Below are 24017 nucleotides of genomic sequence, written 5' to 3'. Positions count from 1 at the left end.
CGGCGCCCTCGGCGGAGCCTGGCGGCTACAGCCGCGTCAAAGCCGCGCGCTACAGCCGGGCCTCGGCCCGCAGCGTCCCGTCGGCGTAGGCGAGGTCGGTGATCTCGAGGCCGGGCAGCGTCCCGGCGAGACCGGCGGCGAGGAGGGCCTGCACGTCGAGCGCGAGCCGCGCGTCGGGCAGGACGCGGACCGCGTCCGCCGGCAGACCCTTCGACCGCAGCGCGCCCTGGAGCGGGCCCTCGGCCATGCCGAGCAGCTTGTGCGCGGGGAGCCCGGCCGCGGTCGCCTCGACGGCGACGACCGCCGTCCCCGCGACGAACGACTCGACGCGCAGCGTCCCGCGGACGACGGGGACCAGCCGCGCTGCGAGCCGCAGCGCCGACGGCGGGTCCGGCACCTCGCGCAGGTCGATGACGACGCGCACGTCGTCGCCCTCGCCGGTCACCGAGCGCACGAACGGGGGCAGCGCCCCGGACGCACGCGCGAGCTCGACGGCCTCGGTCACGGTCAGCTCGATACGCACCGGCCGACCCTAACCCGACCGCACCGCGCTCGCGGGGCCAGGGTCGGCGTCCGTCGCGCTCAGCCCGTGGCGCTCAGCCCGTGGCGCGGATCTCGGTGAGCAGCGGGCGATGGTCGGACGCCGTGACGTCGAGCACCTCGAACGAGCGGAACGTCACGGGCGCCGACCCGAAGACCCAGTCGATGCGGTGCGCCGGGGCGAGTGCCGGTGAGGTGAGCGCCTCGGGGTCGCCCGCGACGTCCTGCCCGCTCTCCAGGCCCTGGTCCTCGAGGAGCATGATCTCGTCCCACCCCGGCTCGGCGTTGAGGTCTCCGGCCAGGACGTACGCGCCCTCGACCGGCTCCGCCGCGAGGAGCGCGTCGAGCTGGTCGAGGCGCGTGGGGGTGTTCTCCTCGCGGTGCTGGAGGTGGACCGACGTGACGCGCACGGGCACGCCGCCCGCGTCGACGGTCGCGGACACCGCGGACCGCTGCTGCGGGCCCGCGCCGAACGGCAGCTCGTGTCGCTCGACGTCGGCGAGCTCGCCGAGGGACGGGTCCCAGAGGAGGACGTTGAGGAACTGGCGGTCGGCAGCCGGCGCGGCGACGAACCGCATGCCGGTCTCGCGCGCGAGGTAGGACGCCATGTCCGCCCCGCCGCCGAGCACCCAGCCGCGCGAGACCTCCTGGAGCGCGACGACGTCTGCCCCCGAGTCCTCGATCGTCGCCACGACCTCGTCGAGGCGGACCGCGGGGTCGGCGCTCACGCCGTAGTGCAAATTCCAGCCCAGCACGCGCAGGGTTCCCGGCGGACGGTCGGCCGAGGCGCCGGACGTCGGGGCGAGCACCTGCGTCGTCCCGACGAGCACCAGCGCGCCGACGGCGCCCGCGACGGCGACGAGCGTTCCCGTCCGCACACCGCTGCTCTCGCGGTCGCCCGGCTGCGGGCCCGCGGAGGACGTGCCCCCGGTGGGGACGGCGGACCCCGCGGAGGCGGCGCTCGCGGCACGTGCGGTGCGGTACGCGGTGACGACGGCGACCGCCGCGAGGACCGCGGCCGCGCCGACCGGCACCCAGCCGTTGCGGAACGGGAGCGGCACGTCGTAGTCGATCTGGTATCCGAGGATCGGGAGCGCCACGCCCAGCCCGGCGAGCGTGGCCGCACCCGCGAGGCGCAACCACGTGACGTCGCGTGCGGGTCGGTCGAGGCACAGCGCGAGGGTGGCGGCGGAGGCGGGCACGAGGAGCGTGAGAAGCACGACGAGCGACCAGCCGCCGACCGTGCCGGGACCGTCGAGGCGCGGGACGGCGAGGAAGACGACCGCGACGCCCCCGACGAGCACTACCGGTGGCCCCCAGACGGCGGCGAGCCACCGGGCGCCCCCCGTTCCTGGACCGGCTCGGACGGCTCGGGCGGCTCGGACGGCGCGCACGGTTCGCGGCACGGACCACGCCGTCAGGAGCGCGGCCACGGCGAGCGCCGCGACCGCCGGGGCGAGCGCGACGCCGGACTGCGAGGCGACGAACGCCGGGTTCACGAGCGCCTGCACGACGAGCGCGAGGAACGGTCCCAGCAGCCAGAGCCCCCGGGCGCCGGGCCACGCGGCGCGGTCACGCACGACCCACGCGCACGCGAGCGCCCCGAGCCCGACCGCGACCGTGAGTCCCCAGGCGAGGGGCCCGCCGCGCCAGTAGGCGTCCCAGGTGCCGAGGACGGCGCTGAGCGCCGCGGCGAGCAGCGCGCCGAGCGTGACGCCGAGAGCGACGAGACCGCCGCGCGCGCGGTCGTCCGGGGGAGCGCCCCCCGCGTGAGGGCCCGGGGGACGAGGCGCCCCGTCCGTCGTCCCGGTGACGGCGGCCGTCGTCCCGGTCACGGCGTCCGCAGGCCCGGAGCGCGTGCCGCTCGCGAACGCGGCGACGATCACCAGGGCGGCGATTCCCAGGGCGACCGTCGCGAGCCCGACGCCGTAGCGCACCACGCCGAGGTCTGCCCCGGAGGCGATCGCGGTGCCGAGGCCCTGGAGCGCGAGCCGCGCGACGACGAGGGAGGCCACCGCGAGCAGCACGACCTTGCCCGTGATCTCGAGCCGGGCCGCGATCATCACGACGAGGACGCCGGGGGCGGCGTAGGTCGCGAGCGCCGTGAGCGCGACGGTCGTGATCCCCGCGGCGAACGCGTGGTCCAGCAAAGGCCCGCTCGACCGGACCAGCTCGACGACGAGCGCCGTGACGAGCACGAGCAGGACGAGGACGGCACGGTCCGGGGGAGACTGCGGCGCTGCGCTCACGGGTCCGAAGGTACCGGGGCGCCGTCGGCTGCGCGACGCTCGAAGCCCTCCGCCACGTGCCGCCCGGTGCCGCTGTGTGTTCCGTGCCACACTGGGTGATCGGCTGCGACGGCGCGCCACCACCTCGGCGCGCGAGGAGGCGACGATGGATCGGACCACGCGAACGGCGGGCGCCACGAGCGCCACGAGGATTCCCGCCGCGCCAGGCACCACTGCCGTGGACAGCGACGAGACCGGCACCCGGCCTGCGGGCGCTCCCGAGCCGCCGCGCGTCGTCGGGCACTGGGTCGGCGGCGCGCTGCGCACGGCCGCCGCCCGGCACGCCCCGGTGCACGACCCCGCCCGCGGGACCGTCTCGGGCCGCGTGGCGCTCGCGTCCGACGTCGACGTCGACGCCGCGGTCGCGGCCGCCCGCGAGGCGTTCGGTGCCTGGCGCGCGACGAGCGTGTCGCGCCGCGTCGAGATCCTCTTCGCGTTCCACCAGCTCCTCGTGGAGCACCGGGAGGAGATCGCGGCCGTCGTGAGCGCCGAGCACGGGAAGGTGCTCTCCGACGCCGCGGGCGAGGTCGCCCGCGCGCTGGAGTGCGTCGAGTTCGCGTGCGGCATCGGGCAGCTCCTCAAGGGCGGGTACACCGAGCAGGCGTCCGCGGGCGTCGACGTGCACGAGGTGAAGCAGCCCCTCGGGGTCGTCGCGTGCATCACGCCGTTCAACTTCCCCGCCATGGTGCCGCTGTGGATGATCCCCAACGCGATCGCGTGCGGGAACACGGTCGTGCTCAAGCCGAGCGAGCGCGACCCGTCGGCGTCGCTCGTCGTCGCCCGGCTGCTCCAGGAGGCGGGGCTGCCCGACGGCGTGGTGAACGTGGTGCAGGGCGACCGCGTCGCCGTCGAGCGGCTGCTCGAGCACCCCGACGTCGAGGCCGTGAGCTTCGTGGGGTCGACGCCCGTCGCACGCCACGTCTACGAGACCGCGACGCGGCACGGCAAGCGGGTCCAGGCGCTCGGTGGAGCCAAGAACCACATGGTCGTCCTGCCCGACGCCGACGTGGACGTCGCCGCCGACGCGGCAGTCTCTGCGGCGTACGGGTCGGCGGGGGAGCGGTGCATGGCGGTGTCCGTGCTCGTCGCCGTCGGCGCGGTGGCCGACCCCCTGGTCGAGGCGATCCGGGAGCGTGTGGCGCGCCTCGTCGTCGGGCCCGGTGACGACCCCGCCTCGCAGATGGGACCGCTCATCACCGCGGAGCACCGCGATCGCGTCGCCGCGCGCGTGGCGACGGCCGAGGCGGAGGGCGCGACGCTCGTCGTCGACGGGCGGCACGCGCCGGACGCCGACCTGGCGGCGGGTTTCTTCCTGCACCCGACGCTCGTGGACCACGTGCGGCCCGAGCACACGGTGTACCGCGAGGAGATCTTCGGGCCCGTGCTGTCCGTCGTCCGCGCGGACACCTACGACGAGGCGGTCGGGCTCGTCAACGACAACCCGTACGGCAACGGCGCGGCGATCTTCACGCGCGACGGCGGTGCGGCCCGTGCGTTCGAGGTCGACGCGCACGCGGGCATGATCGGCGTGAACGTCCCCATCCCGGTGCCCGTCGGCTACTACTCGTTCGGCGGGTGGAAGAGCTCGCTGTTCGGCGACCTGCACGTCTACGGACCCGAGAGCGTCCAGTTCTACACGCGCACGAAGGTCGTCACGACGCGCTGGCCCGACCCCGCGACGTCGGCGGTCGACCTCGGCTTCCCCCGGACGCGGTGACGGGACCGGGCCGCACGATCCTGACCACGCTGACGGAACCCGGACGAGAGGAGGACGCGTGACGACGGAGGACCTCGCGCAGGGGGCGATGACGCGGCCCGCCTCGCGCACGCGCGCCGACGACCGGTACGTCTTCCACTCGTGGTCCGCGCAGGGCGCGATCTCACCGCTGCCCGTCGCCGGCGGCGAGGGCGCCTGGTTCTGGGACGAGGACGGCAACCGCTACCTCGACTTCGCGTCGCAGCTCGTGAACCTCAACCTGGGTCATCAGCACCCGCGTCTCGTCGCCGCGATCCAGGCGCAGGCCGGGCGGCTCGCGACCGTCGGCCCGACGTTCGCCAACGACGTGCGAGGCGAGCTCGCGCGGCTGATCGTCGAGCGCGCGCCGGGCGCGCCGGGCGCGGCGGGCTCGGCGGGCTCGCCGGGCAGCGACGCGTCGGACGACCGGCGGTGGCGCGTGTTCTTCACGAACGGCGGCGCGGACGCCGTCGAGAACGCGGTGCGGCTCGCGCGCCTGCACACGGGCCGCGCCAAGGTGCTCTCCGCGTACCGGTCGTACCACGGGAACACCGCCACGGCGATCACCCTCACCGGCGACCCGCGGCGCTGGCCGAACGAGGTCGCGCCCGACCCGCAGGTGCGCCACTTCCTCGGCCCGTACACCTACCGCTCGGCGTTCGGCGCGCACGACGACGTCGAGGAGGGCGAGCGCGCGCTCGCGCACCTGCGCGAGGTCGTCACCCTCGAGGGGCCCGGGACGATCGCGGCGATCCTCCTCGAGACGATCGTCGGCACGAACGGCGTGCTGGTCCCGCCCGACGGCTACCTCGCGGGCGTGCGCGCGCTGTGCGACGAGCACGGGATCCTGCTGGTCGCCGACGAGGTCATGGTGGGGTTCGGCCGGGTCGGGGAGTGGTTCGCGATCGACCGGTGGGGTGTCGTGCCCGATCTCGTGACCTTCGCCAAGGGCGTCAACTCGGGGTACGTGCCGCTGGGCGGCGTGCTCATCGCCGAGCACGTCGCGCGGACGTTCGACGACCGCGTGTTCCCGGGCGGGCTCACCTACTCCGGTCACCCGCTCGCGTGCGCCGTCGCGGTCGAGTCGATCCGCACGGTCGAGGACGACGGGATCCTCGAGCGGGTCCGCCGCCTCGGCGACGACCTGATCGGCCCGCGGCTGCGCGAGATCGCGGCCCGCCACTCCAGCGTCGGCGAGGTGCGCGGGCTCGGGTTCTTCTGGGCCGTCGAGCTCGTGCGCGACCAGGAGACGCGCGAGCCCTTCGTCCCGTTCAACGCGAGCGGACAGGCCGCCGCTCCCATGGCAGCGGTGGTCGCCGCGGTCAAGGAGCGCGGCGTCTGGCCGTTCGTCCACTTCAACCGCCTGCACGTCGCACCACCGCTCGTCACGTCCGCCGACGACCTCGAGCACGGCCTCGCCGCGATCGACGCGGCGCTCGACGTCGCCGACGACCACATCGGGAAGCCCAGGACGAAGGAGGGGTCATGACCACCGTGCGCGCCGCACTCACGCAGGTCCGCTGGACCGGCGACAAGGAGTCGATGATCGACGTCCACGAGAAGCACCTGCGCGACGCCGCCGCCCAGGGCGCGCGGCTCGTGTGCTTCCAGGAGCTGTTCTACGGCCCGTACTTCTGCCAGGTGCAGGACGCCGCGTACTACGCGTACGCCGAGTCCGTCCCCGGGCCGACCGTCGAACGGTTCTCGGCGCTCGCGGCCGAGCTCGGGACCGTCGTCGTGCTGCCGGTGTACGAGGAGGAGCAGCCCGGCGTCCTCTACAACACGGCCGCCGTGATCGACGCCGACGGGCGCTACCTCGGCAAGTACCGCAAGACCCACATCCCGCACGTGCGCGGGTTCTGGGAGAAGTTCTACTTCCGGCCCGGCAACCTCGGCTACCCGGTGTTCGACACCGCGGTCGGGCGCGTCGGCGTCTACATCTGCTACGACCGGCACTTCCCCGAGGGGTGGCGCGCGCTCGGGCTCAACGGTGCGGAGATCGTGCTCAACCCCAGCGCGACGAGCCGCGGGCTGTCGAACTACCTGTGGCGGCTCGAGCAGCCGGCCGCGGCGGTCGCGAACGAGTACTACGTCGGCGCGATCAACCGCGTGGGCGTCGAGGAGCTCGGCGACGACGACTTCTACGGCACGTCGTACTTCGTGGACCCCGAGGGCTCGTTCGTCGGGGACCCGGCCGACGCCTACGAGGAGGAGCTCGTCGTGCGGGACCTGGACCTCGACCTGCTCCGGGTCGTGCGCGACCGCTGGCAGTTCTACCGCGACCGCCGGCCCGACGCGTACGACGACCTCACCCGGCCGTGAGGCCAGGCCTGGCCTGCGCGCCCACCGCACCGTCCGCACCTGGAGGAGGACCACGACGATGCCGCACACGCTGATCCGGGGAGGGACCGTCGTCGGGCCCACGGGCTCGACGCTCGCCGACGTGCTCGTCGACGGCGAGCAGGTCGCCGCGCTGCTGCGGCCCGGGGACACGAGCCTCGGCGCGGACCTCGCCGCGAACGCGGAGCGCGTGGTCGACGCGACGGGCAAGTACGTCATCCCGGGCGCCGTCGACTGCCACACGCACATGGAGCTGCCGTTCGGGGGAACGGCAGCCTCGGACACGTTCGAGACCGGGACGCGCGCCGCGGCCTGGGGCGGCACGACGACGATCGTCGACTTCGCGGTCCAGCGCACCGGGGAGCGCGTCCAGGACGGCCTCGCCGCGTGGCACGAGAAGGCGGCCGGGCAGTGCGCCGTCGACTACGGCTTCCACCAGATCCTCGGCGGCGTCGACGACGACGCCCTCAAGGCGATGGACGAGCTCGTCGGCGAGGGGATCACGAGCTTCAAGCTCTTCATGGCCTACCCGGGCGTGTTCTACAGCGACGACGGGCAGATCCTGCGCGCGATGCAGAAGGCGCGCGACAACGGGTCGGTGGTCATGATGCACGCCGAGAACGGCATCGCGATCGACGTGCTCGTGCGCCAGGCGCTCGACCGCGGCGACACCGCGCCGTTCTTCCACGGCACGACGCGCCCGTGGGAGACCGAGGAGGAGGCGACGCACCGCGCGATCATGCTCGCGCGGCTGACCGGTGCGCCGCTGTACGTCGTGCACATGTCGGCGAAGCAGGCCGTCGAGACGCTGGCGCGAGCCCGCGACGAGGGGCTCGACGTGTTCGGCGAGACGTGCCCGCAGTACCTCTACCTGTCGCTCGAGGAGCAGCTCGCGGCCCGCAGCGAGGAGTGGGGTGACTTCGAGGGCGCGAAGTGGGTGTGCTCGACGCCGCTGCGCTCGCGCGCCGAGGGCCACCAGGACGAGCTGTGGCGCTACCTGCGCACGGGGGACCTGTCGGTCGTGAGCACCGACCACTGCCCGTTCTGCATGAAGGAGCAGAAGGAGCTCGGCCGCGGAGACTTCTCGAAGATCCCCAACGGGATAGGCGGCGTCGAGCACCGGCTGAACCTGCTCTACCAGGGCGTCGTCGACGGGAAGATCTCGCGCGAGCGCTGGGTCGAGCTGTGCTGCACGACGCCGGCGCGCATGTTCGGCCTCGACGGCCGCAAGGGCGTGCTCGCGCCGGGCGCGGACGCCGACGTCGTCGTCTACGACCCGGCGGGGCACACGTCGATCGGGCACGACGCCACCCACCACATGAACATGGACCACTCGGCGTGGGAGGGGTTCGAGATCGACGGCCACGTCGACGTCGTCATGTCCCGCGGCCGCGTGCTCGTGGAGGATGGCGCGTACCACGGGAGCCCCGGTCACGGGCAGTTCCTGAAGCGCGGGCTGTCGGCGTACGTGCGCTGAGGGAGGAGTCACGTGGACCTGGGAGTGGTGCTGCAGAACGACCCGCCCGCGTGGCGGGTCGTCGACCTCGCGCGGCAGGCGGAGACGTACGGGTTCAGCCATGTGTGGACGTTCGACTCGCACCTGCTGTGGGAGGAACCGTTCGTCGTGTACTCCCAGATCCTCTCCGCCACGCACCGCGTGACCGTCGGGCCGATGGTGACCAACCCCGCGACGCGCGACGTGACCGTCACCGCGTCGCTCTTCGCGACGCTCAACGAGATGTTCGGCAACCGGACGATCTGCGGGATCGGGCGCGGCGACTCCGCGGTGCGCGTCATCAACGGACGCCCCGTGACCCTCGCCGAGCTCCGCGAGGCGGTCCACGTCATCCGTGGCCTCGCGTCGGGCGAGTCCGTCGAGTACCGCGGCTCGACGCTGCGCCTGCCGTGGAACCCCGGCTCGCGGCTGCCCGTGTGGGTCGCGGCCTACGGGCCGAAGGCGCTCGCGCTCACGGGCGAGGTCGGCGACGGGTTCATCCTCCAGCTCGCCGACCCGGACGTCGTCGCGTGGTCCGTCGCGGCCGTGCGCGCGGCGGCCGAGCGCGCGGGCCGCGACCCCGACGCGGTGAGCATCTGCGTCGCCGCGCCCGCGTACGTGACGGACGGGGCGTCGTCGGACGGGCAGCCCGGACGGGCGCTCGCCCATGCGTACGACCAGTGCCGCTGGTTCGGGGGGATGGTCGGGAACCACGTCGCCGAGATCGTCGCGCGCTACGGGCCTGGTGGCACGGAGGAGTCCGCGGGGGTGTCGATCCCGGAGGCGCTCACGGCGTTCGTCGCCGGGCGCGAGGGGTACGACTACAACGAGCACGGGCGCGCCGGGAACACGCACACCGCGTTCGTCTCGGACGAGATCGTCGACCGGTTCTGCCTGGTCGGCCCGCCCGAGCGGCACGTCGAGCGCCTGCGCGAGCTCGCCGCGCTCGGCGTCGACCAGTTCGCGGTCTACCTCCAGCACGACGCGAAGGACGAGACCCTGCGCGCGTACGGCGAGACGATCGGCCCGGCCGTCCGCGACCTGGCGCGCACCCGGGACTAGGCGCCGGTCAGGCGGGCGGCGCGCCGTCGAGCAGTGCGCGCAGGGCAGGCCAGGCGTCGGCGAAGGCGGGGTGCAGGGGGAGCCCGGCGACGTCGTCGACCGGGACCCACCGCACCTCGACGCTCTCCGCGTCGGTCGCGGTCGGCGCGAGGTCGGCACCGTCCGCCAGCTCGGCGACGACGGTCGAGTAGCGCCACGGCCCGTGGTCGAGGACGCGCTCGCCGAGAACCCGCACCGTGCCCGCGTCGATCCCCGCCTCCTCGTGCGCCTCGCGCAGGGCGCCCTGCTCGGGCGTCTCGTCCGGCCCGACGGCGCCGCCCGGCACGCCCCACGTCCCGCCCTGGTCGCTCCACGGCGCGCGGTGCTGCAGCACGACGTCGGTCGCCCGGCCGTCGTCGCCGCGCCGCGCGAGGAGCAGCCCGGCGGCGCCGAACAAGCCCCAGTGGCGCCGACCGCACGCGCACTCGACCCACCCGTCGCCGGGCTGCAGGTGGCGGGGGAGGCGCGGCGCGGGGTCGCCCGGGTCGCGGGGGGCGGTGGGGATCGTCACGGGGCCATGCTGCCAGGAGAGGGCGGGCGGGACCCGCGAGCGTCCCGACTGCGGCGTGCCGCGGTCGTCGCCCGGGGCACGTAGGATCTCCCGCTTGTGAGCGGACGACGGGGCGTGGGCAGGGTCGTGGACGCCGTCGTGCCGCGGCGCATGGGGACCAGCTTCCGCTGGCTCGTCGGGTCGTCGTGGACGAGCAACATCGGCGACGGGATCGCGCTCGCCGCCGGCCCGCTCCTCGTGCAGTCCCAGACGGACTCCGCGTTCCTCGTCGCGTTCGCCGCGCTCGTCCAGCGCCTGCCGTGGCTCCTGTTCGGGCTCTGGGCCGGCGCCGTCGCCGACCGGGTCGACCGCCGTCTCCTCGTCGTCGGCGCGAACCTCGTGCGCGCAGGGGTCGTCGGCGTGCTGTGCGTGTTCGTGGCCACGGGGAACGTGAGCATCGCCGTCGTGCTCGGCGCGCTGTTCTGCCTCGGCACCGCCGAGGTCTTCGTCGACACGACCGCGAGCACGCTCCTGCCGATGCTCGTCGACCGCAAGGACCTCGGCACCGGCAACGCCCGCCTGCAGGCGGGCTTCCTCGTGGGCAACCAGCTCGTCGGGCCGCCCGTCGGGGCGTTCCTCTTCGCGGCGGGCATGGCCTTCCCGTTCGTCGCGCAGGGGGTGAGCATCCTTCTCGCGGTGCTGCTCGTCGCGCGCATCGCGACGACGCCCGGCCCGGTCCGTGAGGGTCGTACGCACGTGCGCCAGGACATCGCCGAGGGCGTGCGCTGGATCCTCGGCAACGCGCCGGTGCGCACGCTCGCGCTCGTCATCCTCGCGTTCAACATCACGTGGGCGGCACCCGGCGCGGTGCTCGTGAAGTACGCGATCGACCACCTGCACATGGACGAGGTCGGCTTCGGTCTCCTCACGACCGCGTCCGCCGTCGGCGGGGTCGTCGCGATCGGGATCTACGGCTGGCTCGAGCGCCACGTGAGTCTCGCGACCCTCATGCGCGTGTGCCTCACGCTCGAGGTCCTCATGCACGCGGCGCTCGCCGTGACGACCTCCGGCGGGGTCGCGATGGGGATCATGGTCGTGTTCGGGCTCTACGCGTTCGTGTGGGGCACGGTCTCGAGCACGGTGCGCCAGCGCGCGGTCCCGACCGAGCTCCAGGGGCGCGTCTCCGCCGCCTACATGGTGTGCGTCTACGGCGGCATCGCGATCGGGCAGCTTCTCGGCGGGATCCTCGCCGAGACGTGGGGGATCACCGCGCCGTTCTGGTTCGCGTTCGCCGGCGCCGGGCTCACGCTGGCGCTCGTGTGGCGCCAGCTGACGAACGTGGCCCACGCCGGCGAGGTCGACCCCGACGCCCCCGCCGCGCCGACCAGGTGATCCCGGCCCGTCCGCGCGCTCGGACGGGCCGGGGTCGCATGCTCGACGCTCAGGAGGGCATGGTCGGCCCGTAGCGGAAAGTCATGGACCCGTGTCGGTGGCTCGGGTGAGGATGTCCGGGTGAGCCATACGCCGTACGAGAACGACGCGCCGACCGGCGAGATCCCGACCGACACCTCCTCGCCCGCATCCGGCGGTACGCCGGACGACGTCGCGGCCCTGCCCCGGTGGCGGCGCGACGCCACGGTCTTCCTCTCCGGTCAGACCGTCTCTCTGTTCGGGTCGATGCTCGTTCAGTACGCGGTCATGTGGCACCTGACGATCGAGACGAAGTCCGGGTCCGTGCTCGCGCTGAGCACGCTCTTCGGCTTCCTCCCGCAAGCCGTCGTCTCGGTCTTCGGCGGCGTGTGGGCCGACCGCGTCAACCGCAAGGTGCTCATCGTCGCCGCCGACGCGACGATCGCCCTCACGACGCTCGCGCTCGCCCTGCTCATGCTCGGCGGGGCCGACGACCTCTGGCTCATCTACGCCGCGCTCGCGATCCGCTCGACCGGGGCCGGCATCCAGACCCCGGCCGTCGCCGCGCTCCTGCCGCAGATCGTCCCGACGAGCAAGCTCCTGCGCGTCAACGGCATCAACCAGTCGATCCAGTCCGCGATGATGCTCCTCGCCCCGGCCGTCGCGGCCGCGGTCTACGCGAGCGCGTCGATCGTCGCGGTGTTCTTCGTCGACGTCGTGACCGCCGCGATCGGCATCGCGCTGCTCCTGCTCGTCCCCGTGCCGACGCTCGCGCACGCCCGTGCGACGGCGGACCGTGCCGGGTACTTCGACGACCTCGTCGAGGGGTTCCGGTACCTCGGCTCGCACGCGTTTGTCCGGTGGGTCCTCGGGCTCTACGCGGCGATCTTCCTGCTCATCGTGGCGCCGTCGTACCTCACGCCGCTCATGGTCGCCCGGTCGTTCGGCGAGGAGGTGTGGAAGCTGACCGTCAACGAGGTCGCGTTCTCCGTGGGCATGCTGCTCGGCGGCGTCCTCCTCGCGACGTGGGGCGGGCGGCTGAAGAACCGCATCGCGCTGATGGTCGGCGCGACCTTCGTCTTCGGGATCCTGTCCGTCGGCATGGGGCTGTCCACGAACATGTGGGTCTTCTTCACCTTCATGTTCCTGCTCGGCCTGGCCGTCCCGCCGTTCTCGACGACGTCGATGACGATCCTGCAGGAGACGGTCGACCCGGAACGGCAGGGGCGGGTGTTCGGGTTCGTCGGGATCGTCATGGCCGTGTCGATGCCGCTCGGCATGGTCGTCTTCGGCCCGCTCGCCGACCGCTTCACCGTCGAGTCGCTGCTCGTGGTGTCCGGCCTGCTGATGTTCGCCGTGATCGGCATCGCCGTCGCGCTCCCGTCGGGGCGCCGGGCGATGCGCGCCGCGGCGCAGCACGGGACGTCCGCCGGACCGCCGGCCGCACCGGCGGCGACGGTGGGCGCCGATCGCGGCGACACCGCCTGACAGCCGTCAGACGGAGTCGGTCGCGACGGTCAGTCGACGATCTCGCAGATCGAGGTCCCGGCGCTGACGCTGGCTCCGGCGGCTGCCGCGAGGGAGCGCACGGTGCCGGCGCGGTGCGCGAGCAGAGGCTGCTCCATCTTCATCGCCTCGAGCACGACGACGAGGTCGCCCTCGGCGACCTGTGCCCCGTCCTCGACGGCGACCTTGACGATCGTGCCCTGCATCGGGGAGGCGAGCGTGGTGCCGGACGCGCCGCCGTTGGCGCGCGCCGCTGCGCGACGGGCCGGCCGGCGCGCGGCGTTGGCGGTGCGGGCGCGGCCCGCGGCCATGCCGAGCCCCGCGGGGAGGACGACCTCGAGGCGCTTGCCGCCGACCTCGACGACCACGCGCTCCGTCGCGACGGGTTCGTCGGCGTCCTCGTCCGACGCCGCCCCGCCGGCGGTGGGAGCCAGCGTCGCGAGCGTGTCCGCGAACTCGGTCTCGATCCACCGCGTGTGCACGCGGAACGGCTCGTCGCCCGCGGGCACGAACGCCTCGGCGTCGAGCACGGCGCGGTGGAACGGGACGACGGTCGGGATGCCCTCGATCTCCAGCTCGCGCAGCGCGCGGCGCGACCTCTCGACGGCCTGCTGCCGCGTCGCGCCGGTGACGATGACCTTGGCGATCATCGAGTCGAACGCGCCGGAGATCGTGTCGCCCTCCACGACGCCCGAGTCGACGCGCACGCCGGGCCCGGACGGGAAGCGCAGGGTCGTGATGCGGCCCGGCGCGGGGAGGAAGTTCGCGGCCGGGTCCTCGCCGTTGATACGGAACTCGATGGAGTGCCCGCGCGTGGCGACGCTGCTGTAGCCGAGCGGCTCGCCCGCCGCGATGCGCAGCTGCTCGCGCACGAGGTCGATGCCGCTGATCTCCTCGGAGACGGGGTGCTCGACCTGCAGTCGCGTGTTGACCTCGAGGAACGAGATGGTCCCGTCGGCGCCCACGAGGAACTCGCAGGTCCCGGCGCCGACGTAGCCCGCCTCGCGCAGGATCGCCTCGGACGCCTTGTAGAGCTCGGCCTCCTGCTCGGGCGTGAGGAACGGTGCGGGTGCCTCCTCGACGAGCTTCTGGTGCCGCCGCTGGAGCGAGCAGTCGCGCGTGGAGACCACGACGACCGTGCCGTGCTCGTCGGCGAGGCACTGGGTCTCGACGTGGCGCGGGGTGTCGAGGTAGCGCTCGACGAAGCACTCGCCGCGGCCGAACGCCGCCACGGCCTCGCGCACGGCGGACTCGTAGAGCTCGTCGATCTCCTCGGCGACCCGCGCGACCTTGAGGCCACGGCCGCCGCCGCCGAACGCCGCCTTGATCGCGATCGGCAGGCCGTGCTCGGCCGCGAAGGCATGCACCTCGCTCGCGTCCGCGACGGGGTCGGACGTGCCCGGAACGAGCGGCGCGCCGGCGCGCTGCGCGATGTGGCGCGCGCTCACCTTGTCGCCGAGCGCGTCGATCGCGGCAGGAGGCGGTCCGATCCACACGAGGCCGGCGTCGATGACCGCCTGTGCGAAACCGGCGTTCTCGGCGAGGAAGCCGTAGCCAGGGTGGACGGCGTCGGCACCGGAGCGGCGTGCGACGTCGAGCAGCTTGTCGACGTCGAGGTAGGTCTCGGCCGCTCGCGCGCCGCCCAGCGCGAAGGCCTCGTCGGCGACGCGCACGTGCAGGGCCTGGCGGTCCGAGTCGGCGTACACCGCGACCGACGCGACGCCGGCGTCGGCGCAGGCGCGGGCGATCCGGACGGCGATCTCGCCGCGGTTCGCGATGAGGACCTTGCTCAGGGGGCGGGAGGGGTTCGCGGGCACGGCTCACGGTAACGCGTGCCCGGACCGCCGATCACGCTCCGACCCCCGGTACCGGACAAGATTGGAGATGCGGCCAAGGCGCGTGCAGGCCGGTTGGAGGAAACCTCCATAGCGAGCCCGCAACGGGACGCTCGTACGACGCCGGGTTGTCCGGCACCGACAACTCGGCTCGCCCGCGGACCTCAGGCGCGCAGCTCGTGCCAGGCCACGCCGACCTCGCCCAGCATCTCCCGCACGAGCGGCAGGCTGATGCCGACGACGTTGTGGTGGTCGCCCTCGATCCGCTCGACGTACGGCCCGCCGAGCCCGTCGACGGTGAACGCGCCGGCGACGTGCAGCGGCTCGCCCGTGGCGACGTAGGCGTCGATCTCCCCGTCCGGCAGGTCGGCGAAGTGGACGGTCGTCGACGCGGTCGCGCCGAACGTCGCGCCCGTCCCGCCTTCCTCGGGGTGTCGCAGGTCGATGAGCCAGTGCCCGGTGTGCAGCACGCCCGCGTGACCGCGCATCGCACGCCACCGTGCGCGCGCGTCGTCGGCGTCGAGCGGCTTGCCCAGGATCTCGCCGCCGAGCTCGAGCATCGAGTCGCACGCGACGAGGAGGTCGGCGTCCGCGCCGTCGCCCGGCTCGTCCTCGGTCGACGTGTCGTCGCCCGGCTCGTCCGCGTCCGCCTCGGCGTCGAGCATGCGCGCGACCTCCTCGGCCTTGGCGCGCGCGAGCACGAGCACGGCGTCGACGGGGGCGAGGCCGCCGTAGCGCTCCGCCGCGTCCCGCAGGAAGGCGTCCTCGTCGACGTCGGACACGCGGACCGCGGGGTCCACGCCGGCGGCGCGCAGGGTCGTCAGGCGGGCAGGGGAGCGCGAGGCGAGCACGAGTCGGAGCACCCGCGCAGACTACCCGGCGCGAGCCACGGGTCCGGGCGTTCCATCGTCGACAGTCGCTGCTCAGGACAGCAGCAGGGCCGCGACGACGAGCACGACCGGCGACGCGAGGGTCGTGACGAGGATCGTGTCGCGCGCGAGGATCTCGCCGCGGCCGAATCGCGCGGCGTAGTTGTAGACGTTCTGGGCCGACGGCAGCGCGGCGAGCGTCACGGCGGCGGCGACCGCGGCGTCGTCGAACCCGAACGCGTACCGCGCGACGACGAACACGACGAGCGGCATGACGAGCAGCTTCACGCCGCTCGCGACCCAGACCGCCGCGCGCGCCTCGCCGCGCCGCAGCGGCCGGGTCCCGTGCAGCGACATGCCGAAAGCGAGGAGGATCATCGGGATGGCCGCGCCGCCGAGGATGTCGAGCGGTGCCATCACGGCGACCGGCGGGGCCCAGCCCGTCAGCGAGACGACGGCGCCCGCGGCCGACCCGAGGATGATCGGGTTGCGCACGGGCTGGGCGAGGACGAACCGCCACGACATCCGGCCGCTCGTCGTCGCGTCGAGCACGAGCAGCGCGACGGGCGCGAGGACGAGCAGCTGCAGCAGGATGACCGGCACGACGGCGGTCGCGTCGCCGAGCACGTAGACGGCGACCGGCAGCCCGATGTTGTTCGCGTTCACATAGCCGGAGCCGACGGCGCCGACCGTCGCCTCCGGGGCGCCCAGGCGCAGCCACAGGCGGTTCACGAGGACGAACACGCCGGCGGCCACGACAGCGCCCACCGCCGCGACCGCCAGCGGCGCCTGGACGAGCGCCGCGACGTCGGCCCGCGCGAGCACCGTGAACAGGAGGGCCGGACTCGCGACGAAGAAGCCCACCTGGTTGAGCGCGGTCCTCGCGTCCGGGCCGCCGATACGCAGCCGTGCGCACAGGTACCCGGCCGCGACGACCACGGCGATGATCGCGAAGCCGACCAGGACGTCCGTCACGCGTCAGGCCAGCGCGCCGCGCAGCACGTCCAGACCGACGGAGCCGAGGTTGAGCGCCCGCTCGTGGAACGCCTTGACGTCGAACGTCTCGCCGCGCGCCTCGGCGGCCGCGCGCGCGGCGTCGCGGGTCTGCTCCCACAGGCGCTGGCCGACCTTGTACGACGGCGCCTGCCCCGCCCACCCGAGGTAGCGGTCGAGCTCGAAGCGCACGAAGGACTCGGGCATGTTGACGTTGGCCCGGAGGAACGTCCACGCCTTCTCGGCGTCCCATCGAGGATCAGCGGCCCCGCCTCGCCATTCTTCGGGCGCCGGCAGACCGAGGTGGACCCCGATGTCGAGCACGACGCGCGCCGCGCGCATCCGCTGCGCGTCGAGCATCCCGAGCCGGTCGCCGTCGTCCTCGAGGAAGCCCAGGTCGGCCATGAGGCGCTCCGCGTACAGGGCCCAGCCCTCGCCGTGGCCGGAGACCCAGCACGCGAGGCGGCGCCACGTGTTGAGCGTGGCCCGCGCGTACACCGCCTGACCGCACTGGAGGTGGTGGCCCGGGACGCCCTCGTGGAAGACGGTGGTCTTCTCGCGCCACGTGTTGAACTCCGTGACGTCGGCGGGCACCGACCACCACATGCGGCCCGGGCGCGAGAAGTCGTCGCTCGGCGGGGTGTAGTAGATCCCGCCGGTCTGCGTCGGGGCGATCATGCACTCGAGGTCGAGGACCGGCGCGGGGATGTCGAAGTGCGTGCCGTTCAGCGCCGTGATCGCGGCGTCCGACGTCTCCTGCATCCACGACCGGAGGGCGTCCGTCCCGCGGAGCGTGCGGGACGGGTCGGCGTCGAGCGCGGCGACGGCGTCCTCGACGCTCGCGCCGGGACCCGCGATGCGCTGCGCGATCTCCTCCTGCTCCGCGACGACGCGCGCGAGCTCCTCCAGCCCCCACGCGTACGTCTCGTCGAGGTCGACCTCGGCGCCGAGGAACGTGCGCGACAGGAGCGCGTACCGCTCGCGCCCGACGGCGTCCTCGGTGCGCGCCTGCGGGGCGAGCGTCGTCTCGAGGAAGTCCGCGAGGCGCCCGTACGCCTCGCGCGCCGCGGTGGCGCCGCGCTCGAGCTCGGCGCGCACGAGCGAGCACGCCGAGGAGTCGTCGAGGACGGCCGCGGCCTCCTCGCCCTGGACGAAGGTCGTGAAGAAGGAGGTCTGCGCGTCGGCGAGCTCACGCGACTGCTGCACACCGATGCGGACCTGGCGGATCGCGGCGACGTTCCCGCGCGACGCGGCCTCCGACAGCGACGCGATGTACCCGTCGATCGCGCCCGGCAGCCCGTTGAGACGCGCCGCGATGTTCTCCCAGGCCTCGACGGTGCCCGTCGGCATGAGGTCGAACACGTCGCGCAGCTCCTGCACGGGCGACGCGATGTTGTTGAGGCTCGCGAGCGTCTCGCCGGCGTCGTGCAGCTCGAGCTGGAGCCCGACGCGCTCGCGCATCGCGGCGAGGGTCACACGGTCGACGTCGTCGACCGGCTCGAGGCCGTCGAGCTCGCGCAGCACCGCGCGGTCGGCCTCGGCCCGGGCCTCGTGGCCGGCGGGGGACAGGTCGGTCACCAGGTGGTCGTACCCGGTGAGCCCCATCGCCGTCGCCTGGAACGGGTCCAGCTCGGCGAGACGGGTCGTGTACGCCTCGGCGACGGCGTCGATCGCCGTGGGCTCGCGGGTCACGGCCGGCATGCTGGCAGGGTTACCGGAAGGGGTGGTGTCGGTCACGCCGCAGAGCCTACTCGTGCCCGCTCGCCCGGTCAGGCGCCCGGCGCCTGCTCCTCCGGTGGGCGCAGCGCGGCGAGGAGGTCGTCGGCCCAGTCCCGGTGGTAGCGCACGAGCAGGACGCCCGTCGCGTCCTCGTCGTCCGCGGCGTGCCAGACGGCGAGCGGGTCGCCCGCGCGCGGGCCGCCGACGCCCGCCGGGACGACGACGCGCACCGGCCGGGACAGGGGCTCGCCCGACGTCGGGGTCACGGTGACGAGACCGTCGACGGGATCTGCCGACATCGTCAGGGACTCGGCGCCGGTCGACCCGCCCGTGGGGGCGAACGTGCCCGTCGCACGGACCGGCGCGTCGAGCAGCGCGTGGCGTCCCCGTTCGACGGCCGCTGCACCACGGTCGTCCTGGTAGCGCACGAGCGCGAGCAGCGCGGTCGCGACCAGGCCGAGCGTCGCGGCGACCACGACGGCCTCCGGCACGGGCCAGTCGCGTCCGGCCGCGAGGCGCTGGTAGACGATGAGGGCGACCGTCGGGACGAACGCGACCGCCCAGCCCCAGCGTCGCCAGGCGGCGACCTTGCCGGGCTCGGGGAGCGACGACGGGTCCGCCTCGACCTCGTCGGGAGCGGCCGGAAGCTCGACGAGGACCGAGCGCACGGGGAGGCGTCGGACGCGGGGACCGGCGCTCACGAGTGCAGGCTCCAGCGCCACGCGTCGGCGTTGTGGCGGCCCGACCGGCCGCCGAAGCTCTTCGCCGTCGCGCCGGCGCCCGTCCCGCGCAGTCCGCGGACGCGGTTCGTCCACTCCGCGACGGGCGCCGCGTCGTCGGGCAGGTCCGAGGCAGCGGCAGCGGCCGCGAGACCTGCGACCAGGGCGGCGACCTCGACCTCGTCGGGCGTGCCGCGCACGACGCGCACGCTGGCACCGCGCTCCTCGTTCACCGGCCGCCCTCCGTCCCGTCGTCGTCGTCCAGGTCGTCGAACGCGTCGCCGCGCGACGCCGTCCACTCCACGACGTCGAAGCCCGAGTCCACGAGCCGTGCGACCACCGCGGAGCCGGCGTCGTCGAGGAGGCCGACCACGTCGTCGAGACCGACGTCCGTCGTCCCCGCCGGCGGTGCCACGACGAACCCGAGGTAGAACTCCTCCGCCACCTCGTCGCGCGACGTCTCGTCCCGCGGCGCGGCGTCCTCCTCGCCCTCCGCGGGCTCCCACACCGACGACGTGAGGTCGGGGTGCATGCCGAGCGAGCCGTGGAGCTGGTCGAACAGGCGCGCGTTGAGCGTCCCGACCCGCTCCTCGAGCGCGAGGATGCGCGGGTCCTCGTCGGCCTCGTGCGCGCCGAACTCGGCGCGCACGCCCACCGCCGCCCCGACGTACTCGTGCAGCGCCGCCGCCAGGGCGTCCACCGCGGCGTGCATCGGCGCCGGGTCGACCGACCCGAGCGGTGCCGGTCCGTGCGTCGCGTCCTCGTGGCTCATGCGCGCTCCCTCCGTGTCGTGCGTGCGTCGTCCAGGTTCCCGGGGGCGCTCACAGCGGGATGTTCCCGTGCTTCTTCGGGGGCAGGCTCGCGCGCTTCGTCCGGAGCGCCCGCAGAGCGCGCACGACCTGCACGCGCGTCTCCGACGGCCGGATCACCGCGTCGACGTAGCCGCGCTCCGCGGCGTCCCACGGGTTGACGATCGCGTCCTCGTACTCGGCGACGAGGCGCGCGCGCTCGGCGTCCACGTCGTCGCCCGCGTCGGCCGCCCGCTTGAGCGCCGCGCGCTGGAGGATGTTGACGGCGCCGCCGGCACCCATGACGGCGACCTGCGCCGTCGGCCACGCGAGGTTGACGTCCGCACCGAGCTGCTTGGAGCCCATGACGATGTACGCACCGCCGTACGCCTTGCGCGTGATGACCGTGACGAGCGGGACGGTGGCCTCCGCGTACGCGTAGATGAGCTTCGCGCCGCGGCGGATGATGCCCTGGTGCTCCTGGTCGACCCCCGGGAGGAAGCCCGGCACGTCGACGAGCGTGAGGACGGGGATGTTGAACGCGTCGCACGTGCGCACGAACCGCGCCGCCTTCTCCGCGGCGTCGATGTCGAGCGTCCCGGCCATCGACAGCGGCTGGTTCGCGACCACGCCCACCGACTGGCCCTCGACGTGCCCGAACCCGATCACGACGTTCTTCGCGAACAGCGGCTGCACCTCGAGGAACGCGCCCTCGTCGAGCACGTGCTCGATCACCGTGCGCATGTCGTACGGCTGCGAGTCCGAGTCGGGGACCAGGGCGTCGAGCTCGAGGTCCGCGTCGGTCACCTCCAGCTCGGTGTCCTCCGGCGGGAACGACGGCGCGTCCGACAGGTTGTTCTGCGGCAGGTACGACACGAGGTGGCGCACGTAGTCGATCGCATCGTCCTCGTCGGCGCCCAGGTAGTGCGCGACGCCGGACGTCGAGTTGTGCGTCAGCGCGCCACCGAGCTCCTCGAAACCCACGTCCTCGCCCGTCACGGCCCGGATGACGTCCGGGCCCGTGATGAACATGTTCGACGTCTTGTCCGCCATGACGATGAAGTCCGTCAGGGCGGGGGAGTAGACGGCACCGCCCGCGCTCGGGCCGAGGATGAGCGAGATCTGCGGGATCACCCCCGACGACGCGACGTTGCGCCGGAAGATCTCCGCGAACTGCGTGAGCGCCGCGACACCCTCCTGGATGCGCGCCCCGCCACCGTCGCTGATGCCGATCAGCGGGACACCCGTCCGCAGCGCGAGGTCCTGGACCTTGGTGATCTTCTGGCCGTGCACCTCGCCGAGGCTCCCGCCGAACACCGTGAAGTCCTGGCTGTAGACGCACACCTGGCGGCCGTCGATCGTCCCGTGCCCGACGACGACCCCGTCGCCCGCCAGCCGCTTCTTCTCCAGCCCGAAGTTGACCGAGCGGTGCTTCGCGAACGCGTCCAGCTCGACGAAGCTCCCCTCGTCGAGCAGCGCGTCGATGCGCTCGCGCGCCGTCTTCTTGCCGCGCGCGTGCTGCTTCTCCCGCGCCGCCTCCTCGGGGACGCTCGTCGCCTCGGCGCGGCGGCGGTCGAGGTCCGCGAGCTTCGCCGCCGTCCCGGTGAGGTGGGCGGCGTCGCCGTCGGTCGTCACGTGCGCGTCGGTCGTCGTGGCAGGTTCGGTCACGACGTCGAGCCTAGTTGGTGGGTCCCACCACCTCGATGCGGTCGTCGCCAGTGCGGTGGGGGCGGGTGTTGGTGGGTGTCGACAACCAGGGCTCGGTCGTCGGTCGGGTCCGGTCGGGTCCGGTCGGGTCCGGTCGGGGTGGGCGGGGCTGCGCGCGGTCTACCATCCGCCCGCTCGTTCCTCGCGGGCTCCCGCCAGGCCCACCACGACCGCGCGCAGCCCCGCCCACCCCGACCTCGTCCGTCCCGTCGCCCCAGTCCGTTCTCGCCAGCCCGTCGTCTCGTCGTCTTGGCCGTCTCGTCGGTCCCGGTCCCGGTCCTGGGTTCCGGTCGCTGAGGTGCTTGGCGCGGTGGTTGGGGGAGGATGTCGGCATGGTGAGCCTGCCCGACGGCGTGTCCCGGCCCGACGACGCGGCGCGGCCTTCGCTGCGGGTGGAGTTCCTGCGGGAGCTGCTCGTCCGGCCTGCGGGGCCGCTCGCGCGGCTCGAGGTGGTCGAGGAGTCGACGTCGACGAACGCCGAGCTGGCGAAGGCGGTCGCCGCGGACCCGGGGTCGTGGCCCGCGCCCGCCCTGCTCGTCGCGGAGCACCAGGGCGGCGGCAGGGGTCGGCTCGGGCGCACGTGGACGACACCGCCCCGCGCGGCGCTCCTCGGCTCCCTGCTGCTGCGCCCCGACGTCCCGCGCGAGGCGCTGAGCTGGTTGCCGCTGCTCGCCGGGCTCGCGACCGTCCGGGCACTCCGCGCCACGGCCGGCGTGGACGCCGTCGTGAAGTGGCCCAACGACGTGCTCCTCCCGGACCCCGGCGCCCTGTCAGGGCCACGGGTCCCTCCGGTGTCCTCTCGCCCTGACACGTCCGGGGAGCTGCGCAAGGTCGCCGGGATCCTTGCGGAGGTCCTGCCGGACGGCGGGGTCGTCGTCGGCGTCGGCCTCAACGTGACGCAGGGGCGCGACGAGCTGCCCGTGCCGACGGCTACGTCGCTCGCCCTCGTCGGCGCGGCGACGACGGACCGAGAGGTGCTCCTCGTCGCGCTCGAGGAGGCGTTCCACGAGGTCGTGGTCCGCTGGCAGGGCGCCGGCGGGGACGCGGGCGCGGCCGGCCTCGACGCCGACCTCCTGCGGGTCTGCGCGACCATCGGCACGCGCGTCCGGGTCGAGCGGGTCGGTGGGGAGGAGATCGTCGGGACCGCGACGGGGCTCGCGGCCGACGGCGGTCTCGTCGTCCGGCACGACGACGGCACCACGAGCGTCCAGCACAGCGGCGACGTCCACCACCTGCGGCCGCAGGGCTGACCACCGCCCGTGACATCGGGTCGGGGCGCCCGGACGTGCGCGGCGGCCGCAGGGCTGACCACCGCCCGTGACATCGGGTCGGGGCGCCCGGACGTGCGCGGTCGCCGGGACCGCCCGGTCGTAGGATCGCGGGGTGCCCGAGCAGAACGACGCCGCAGACCGGAACGACGAGACGGTCGCGCCCGGCCCGACGAGCGACGACGCCGACACCGGAGACGCCGGGGGAGCGGCGACGGAGGCCGTCCTCGACGAGGCGTTGCTCGGAGGTCCTCGCACCCTCACGGTCGAGCGTCTCGCCCAGCGTGCCGGCGTCGACGAGACCCGGGTGCGCGCGTACTGGCAGGCGCTCGGGCTGCCGATCACGGAGGGGGAGGTCCGCGCGTTCACCGAGCTGGACGCGCAGGCGCTCGCCGACGTGTTCGCGTTCTCCGAGTCCGAGCAGCTCGACGACCGCGCGCTGACGACCCTCATCCGCTCCACCGGGCACACGACTGAGCGGCTCGTGCTGTGGCAGGTCGAGGCCCTCGTCGAGCACCTGACGCGCCGCTTCGACCTCGACGACACGAGCGCGCGGCTCCTCGTCCTCGACCGCCTGCCCGACCTCGCGCCGATCCTCGAGGAGCAGCTCCTGCACGCGTGGCGGCGCCAGCTCGCCGCGGTCGCCGGGCGGTTCGCGGTGGAGTTCTCGCAGGCACGCGACACGGCCGTCGACGAGCACGCGCTCCCGCTGCCGCGCGCCGTCGGGTTCGCGGACATCGTGTCGTTCACCCAGCGGACGCGCGGCCTCGGGTCGAGCGAGCTCGCCGAGTTCGTCCAGCTCTTCGAGACGAGCGCGCGCGACGTCATCACGGCCGCCGGCGGGCGGGTCGTCAAGACGATCGGGGACGCGGTCCTCTACGTCGCGGACGACGTCGCGACGGGCGCCCGCGTCGCGCTCGGCCTGGCCGCGGCGGGCGGGCGCGAGGAGGACGTCGACGTCCCGCCCGTCCGCGTGAGCCTCGTGTGGGGCCGCGTGCTGTCGCGGTTCGGCGACGTGTTCGGTCCGAGCGTGAACCTCGCCGCGCGCCTCGTGGACATCGCGGACCCGACGACCGTGCTCGTCGACCGCGACACCGCAGGCATGCTCGCGCGCGACCAGCGGTTCGCGCTCACCGCGCAGCCGGAGCGCGAGGTCCAGGGCCTCGGCACGATCGAGCCCGTCCGGCTCCAGTGGGCGTACCGGGGCTGACCGC

20 protein-coding genes and 2 pseudogenes are annotated in these 24017 nt (G+C 74.1%); 9 read left to right on the top strand and 13 right to left on the bottom strand.

Annotated features, from left to right (window positions below; all coding sequences use genetic code 11):
* Positions 1 to 49: 49 nt before the first annotated feature.
* Both AC4H2G_RS13945 and AC4H2G_RS13940 read right to left on the bottom strand, forming a co-directional pair.
* Positions 50 to 523, bottom strand: a complete 474-nt coding sequence (locus AC4H2G_RS13945) for a hypothetical protein (protein WP_494366323.1) — start codon at positions 521 to 523, stop codon at positions 50 to 52.
* A gap of 73 nt (positions 524 to 596) precedes the next feature.
* Positions 597 to 2789, bottom strand: coding sequence for an endonuclease/exonuclease/phosphatase family protein (locus AC4H2G_RS13940; protein ID WP_494366322.1), 2193 nt, complete (start codon positions 2787 to 2789; stop codon positions 597 to 599).
* Between the two features lie 145 nt (positions 2790 to 2934).
* On the opposite strand from AC4H2G_RS13940, the gene AC4H2G_RS13935 reads away from it, so the two are divergent.
* From AC4H2G_RS13935 to AC4H2G_RS13915, 5 genes are all read left to right on the top strand, one after another.
* Positions 2935 to 4545 carry a CoA-acylating methylmalonate-semialdehyde dehydrogenase gene (locus AC4H2G_RS13935; RefSeq protein WP_494366321.1) on the top strand — a complete coding sequence of 537 codons (1611 nt, stop codon included), beginning with the start codon at positions 2935 to 2937 and terminating at the stop codon, positions 4543 to 4545.
* Positions 4546 to 4633: 88 nt separating this feature from the next.
* Positions 4634 to 6052, top strand: coding sequence for an aspartate aminotransferase family protein (locus AC4H2G_RS13930; protein WP_494366461.1), 1419 nt, complete (start codon positions 4634 to 4636; stop codon positions 6050 to 6052).
* Positions 6049 to 6885, top strand: coding sequence for a nitrilase-related carbon-nitrogen hydrolase (locus AC4H2G_RS13925; RefSeq protein WP_494366320.1), 837 nt, complete (start codon positions 6049 to 6051; stop codon positions 6883 to 6885). The genes AC4H2G_RS13930 and AC4H2G_RS13925 overlap by 4 nt, the downstream gene beginning before the upstream one ends.
* A gap of 58 nt (positions 6886 to 6943) precedes the next feature.
* The gene (gene hydA / locus AC4H2G_RS13920; protein WP_494366319.1) at positions 6944 to 8380 is read left to right on the top strand and encodes a dihydropyrimidinase; all 1437 of its coding nucleotides are present in this window, start codon (positions 6944 to 6946) and stop codon (positions 8378 to 8380) included.
* A 12-nt stretch (positions 8381 to 8392) separates the two neighbouring features.
* On the top strand, positions 8393 to 9460 hold the full coding sequence (locus tag AC4H2G_RS13915; protein WP_494366318.1) for a TIGR03842 family LLM class F420-dependent oxidoreductase: 1068 nt from the start codon (positions 8393 to 8395) through the stop codon (positions 9458 to 9460).
* Positions 9461 to 9467: 7 nt separating this feature from the next.
* Here AC4H2G_RS13915 and AC4H2G_RS13910 read toward each other — a convergent pair whose 3' ends face one another.
* A complete protein-coding gene (locus tag AC4H2G_RS13910) occupies positions 9468 to 10004 on the bottom strand; it encodes an NUDIX hydrolase (RefSeq protein WP_494366460.1) in 537 nt (178 codons plus the stop codon).
* 120 nt (positions 10005 to 10124) lie between these two features.
* Here AC4H2G_RS13910 and AC4H2G_RS13905 point away from each other — a divergent pair, with 120 nt between their 5' ends.
* Positions 10125 to 11381, top strand: coding sequence for an MFS transporter (locus tag AC4H2G_RS13905; protein ID WP_494366317.1), 1257 nt, complete (start codon positions 10125 to 10127; stop codon positions 11379 to 11381).
* A gap of 120 nt (positions 11382 to 11501) precedes the next feature.
* On the top strand, positions 11502 to 12887 hold the full coding sequence (locus tag AC4H2G_RS13900; RefSeq protein ID WP_494366316.1) for an MFS transporter: 1386 nt from the start codon (positions 11502 to 11504) through the stop codon (positions 12885 to 12887).
* A 29-nt stretch (positions 12888 to 12916) separates the two neighbouring features.
* On the opposite strand, the gene AC4H2G_RS13895 is transcribed toward AC4H2G_RS13900, so the two are convergent.
* From AC4H2G_RS13895 to AC4H2G_RS13850, 10 genes and pseudogenes are all read right to left on the bottom strand, one after another.
* On the bottom strand, positions 12917 to 13216 hold the full coding sequence (locus AC4H2G_RS13895; RefSeq protein ID WP_494366459.1) for an acyl-CoA carboxylase biotin carboxyl carrier protein subunit: 300 nt from the start codon (positions 13214 to 13216) through the stop codon (positions 12917 to 12919).
* A gap of 162 nt (positions 13217 to 13378) precedes the next feature.
* Positions 13379 to 13690: pseudogene (locus AC4H2G_RS13890) on the bottom strand (acetyl-/propionyl-CoA carboxylase subunit alpha); the annotation flags it as partial.
* Positions 13691 to 13795: 105 nt separating this feature from the next.
* Positions 13796 to 14722: pseudogene (locus tag AC4H2G_RS13885) on the bottom strand (ATP-binding protein); the annotation flags it as partial.
* A gap of 182 nt (positions 14723 to 14904) precedes the next feature.
* Positions 14905 to 15603 (bottom strand): Maf family protein, encoded by a 699-nt coding sequence (locus AC4H2G_RS13880; RefSeq protein WP_494366315.1) that lies wholly within the window; start codon positions 15601 to 15603, stop codon positions 14905 to 14907.
* Positions 15604 to 15663: 60 nt separating this feature from the next.
* A complete protein-coding gene (locus tag AC4H2G_RS13875; RefSeq protein ID WP_494366314.1) occupies positions 15664 to 16584 on the bottom strand; it encodes an AEC family transporter in 921 nt (306 codons plus the stop codon).
* A gap of 3 nt (positions 16585 to 16587) precedes the next feature.
* A complete protein-coding gene (locus AC4H2G_RS13870; RefSeq protein ID WP_494366313.1) occupies positions 16588 to 18303 on the bottom strand; it encodes a DUF885 domain-containing protein in 1716 nt (571 codons plus the stop codon).
* A 68-nt stretch (positions 18304 to 18371) separates the two neighbouring features.
* Positions 18372 to 19022, bottom strand: a complete 651-nt coding sequence (locus AC4H2G_RS13865; protein ID WP_494366312.1) for a hypothetical protein — start codon at positions 19020 to 19022, stop codon at positions 18372 to 18374.
* The gene (locus AC4H2G_RS13860) at positions 19019 to 19273 is read right to left on the bottom strand and encodes an acyl-CoA carboxylase epsilon subunit (RefSeq protein WP_494366311.1); all 255 of its coding nucleotides are present in this window, start codon (positions 19271 to 19273) and stop codon (positions 19019 to 19021) included. The genes AC4H2G_RS13865 and AC4H2G_RS13860 overlap by 4 nt, the downstream gene beginning before the upstream one ends.
* A complete protein-coding gene (locus tag AC4H2G_RS13855) occupies positions 19270 to 19812 on the bottom strand; it encodes a hypothetical protein (RefSeq protein WP_494366310.1) in 543 nt (180 codons plus the stop codon). Before AC4H2G_RS13855 ends, AC4H2G_RS13860 begins: the two co-directional genes overlap by 4 nt.
* Before the next feature lie 49 nt (positions 19813 to 19861).
* Positions 19862 to 21463 (bottom strand): acyl-CoA carboxylase subunit beta, encoded by a 1602-nt coding sequence (locus tag AC4H2G_RS13850; protein WP_494366458.1) that lies wholly within the window; start codon positions 21461 to 21463, stop codon positions 19862 to 19864.
* Positions 21464 to 21867: 404 nt separating this feature from the next.
* On the opposite strand from AC4H2G_RS13850, the gene AC4H2G_RS13845 reads away from it, so the two are divergent.
* Positions 21868 to 22785, top strand: a complete 918-nt coding sequence (locus tag AC4H2G_RS13845; protein ID WP_494366309.1) for a biotin--[acetyl-CoA-carboxylase] ligase — start codon at positions 21868 to 21870, stop codon at positions 22783 to 22785.
* A gap of 133 nt (positions 22786 to 22918) precedes the next feature.
* Positions 22919 to 24013, top strand: coding sequence for an adenylate/guanylate cyclase domain-containing protein (locus AC4H2G_RS13840; RefSeq protein ID WP_494366308.1), 1095 nt, complete (start codon positions 22919 to 22921; stop codon positions 24011 to 24013).
* Positions 24014 to 24017: the final 4 nt, after the last annotated feature.

This window comes from Cellulosimicrobium sp. BMG9.23, from assembly GCF_059159985.1.
This window is presented reverse-complemented; position numbering and strand designations above follow the sequence as displayed.

What these genes read in the sequence shown, in the direction of transcription:
- AC4H2G_RS13930 (WP_494366461.1), top strand. Translation starts at nt 4,634, where the DNA reads ATGACGCGGCCCGCCTCGCGCACGCGCGCCGACGACCGGTACGTCTTC.
- AC4H2G_RS13845 (WP_494366309.1), top strand. Translation starts at nt 21,868, where the DNA reads ATGGTGAGCCTGCCCGACGGCGTGTCCCGGCCCGACGACGCGGCGCGG.
- AC4H2G_RS13935 (WP_494366321.1), top strand. Translation starts at nt 2,935, where the DNA reads ATGGATCGGACCACGCGAACGGCGGGCGCCACGAGCGCCACGAGGATT.
- AC4H2G_RS13895 (WP_494366459.1), bottom strand. Translation starts at nt 13,216, where the DNA reads ATGGCCGCGGGCCGCGCCCGCACCGCCAACGCCGCGCGCCGGCCGGCC.
- AC4H2G_RS13925 (WP_494366320.1), top strand. Translation starts at nt 6,049, where the DNA reads ATGACCACCGTGCGCGCCGCACTCACGCAGGTCCGCTGGACCGGCGAC.
- AC4H2G_RS13870 (WP_494366313.1), bottom strand. Translation starts at nt 18,303, where the DNA reads ATGCCGGCCGTGACCCGCGAGCCCACGGCGATCGACGCCGTCGCCGAG.
- hydA (WP_494366319.1), top strand. Translation starts at nt 6,944, where the DNA reads ATGCCGCACACGCTGATCCGGGGAGGGACCGTCGTCGGGCCCACGGGC.
- AC4H2G_RS13855 (WP_494366310.1), bottom strand. Translation starts at nt 19,812, where the DNA reads ATGAGCCACGAGGACGCGACGCACGGACCGGCACCGCTCGGGTCGGTC.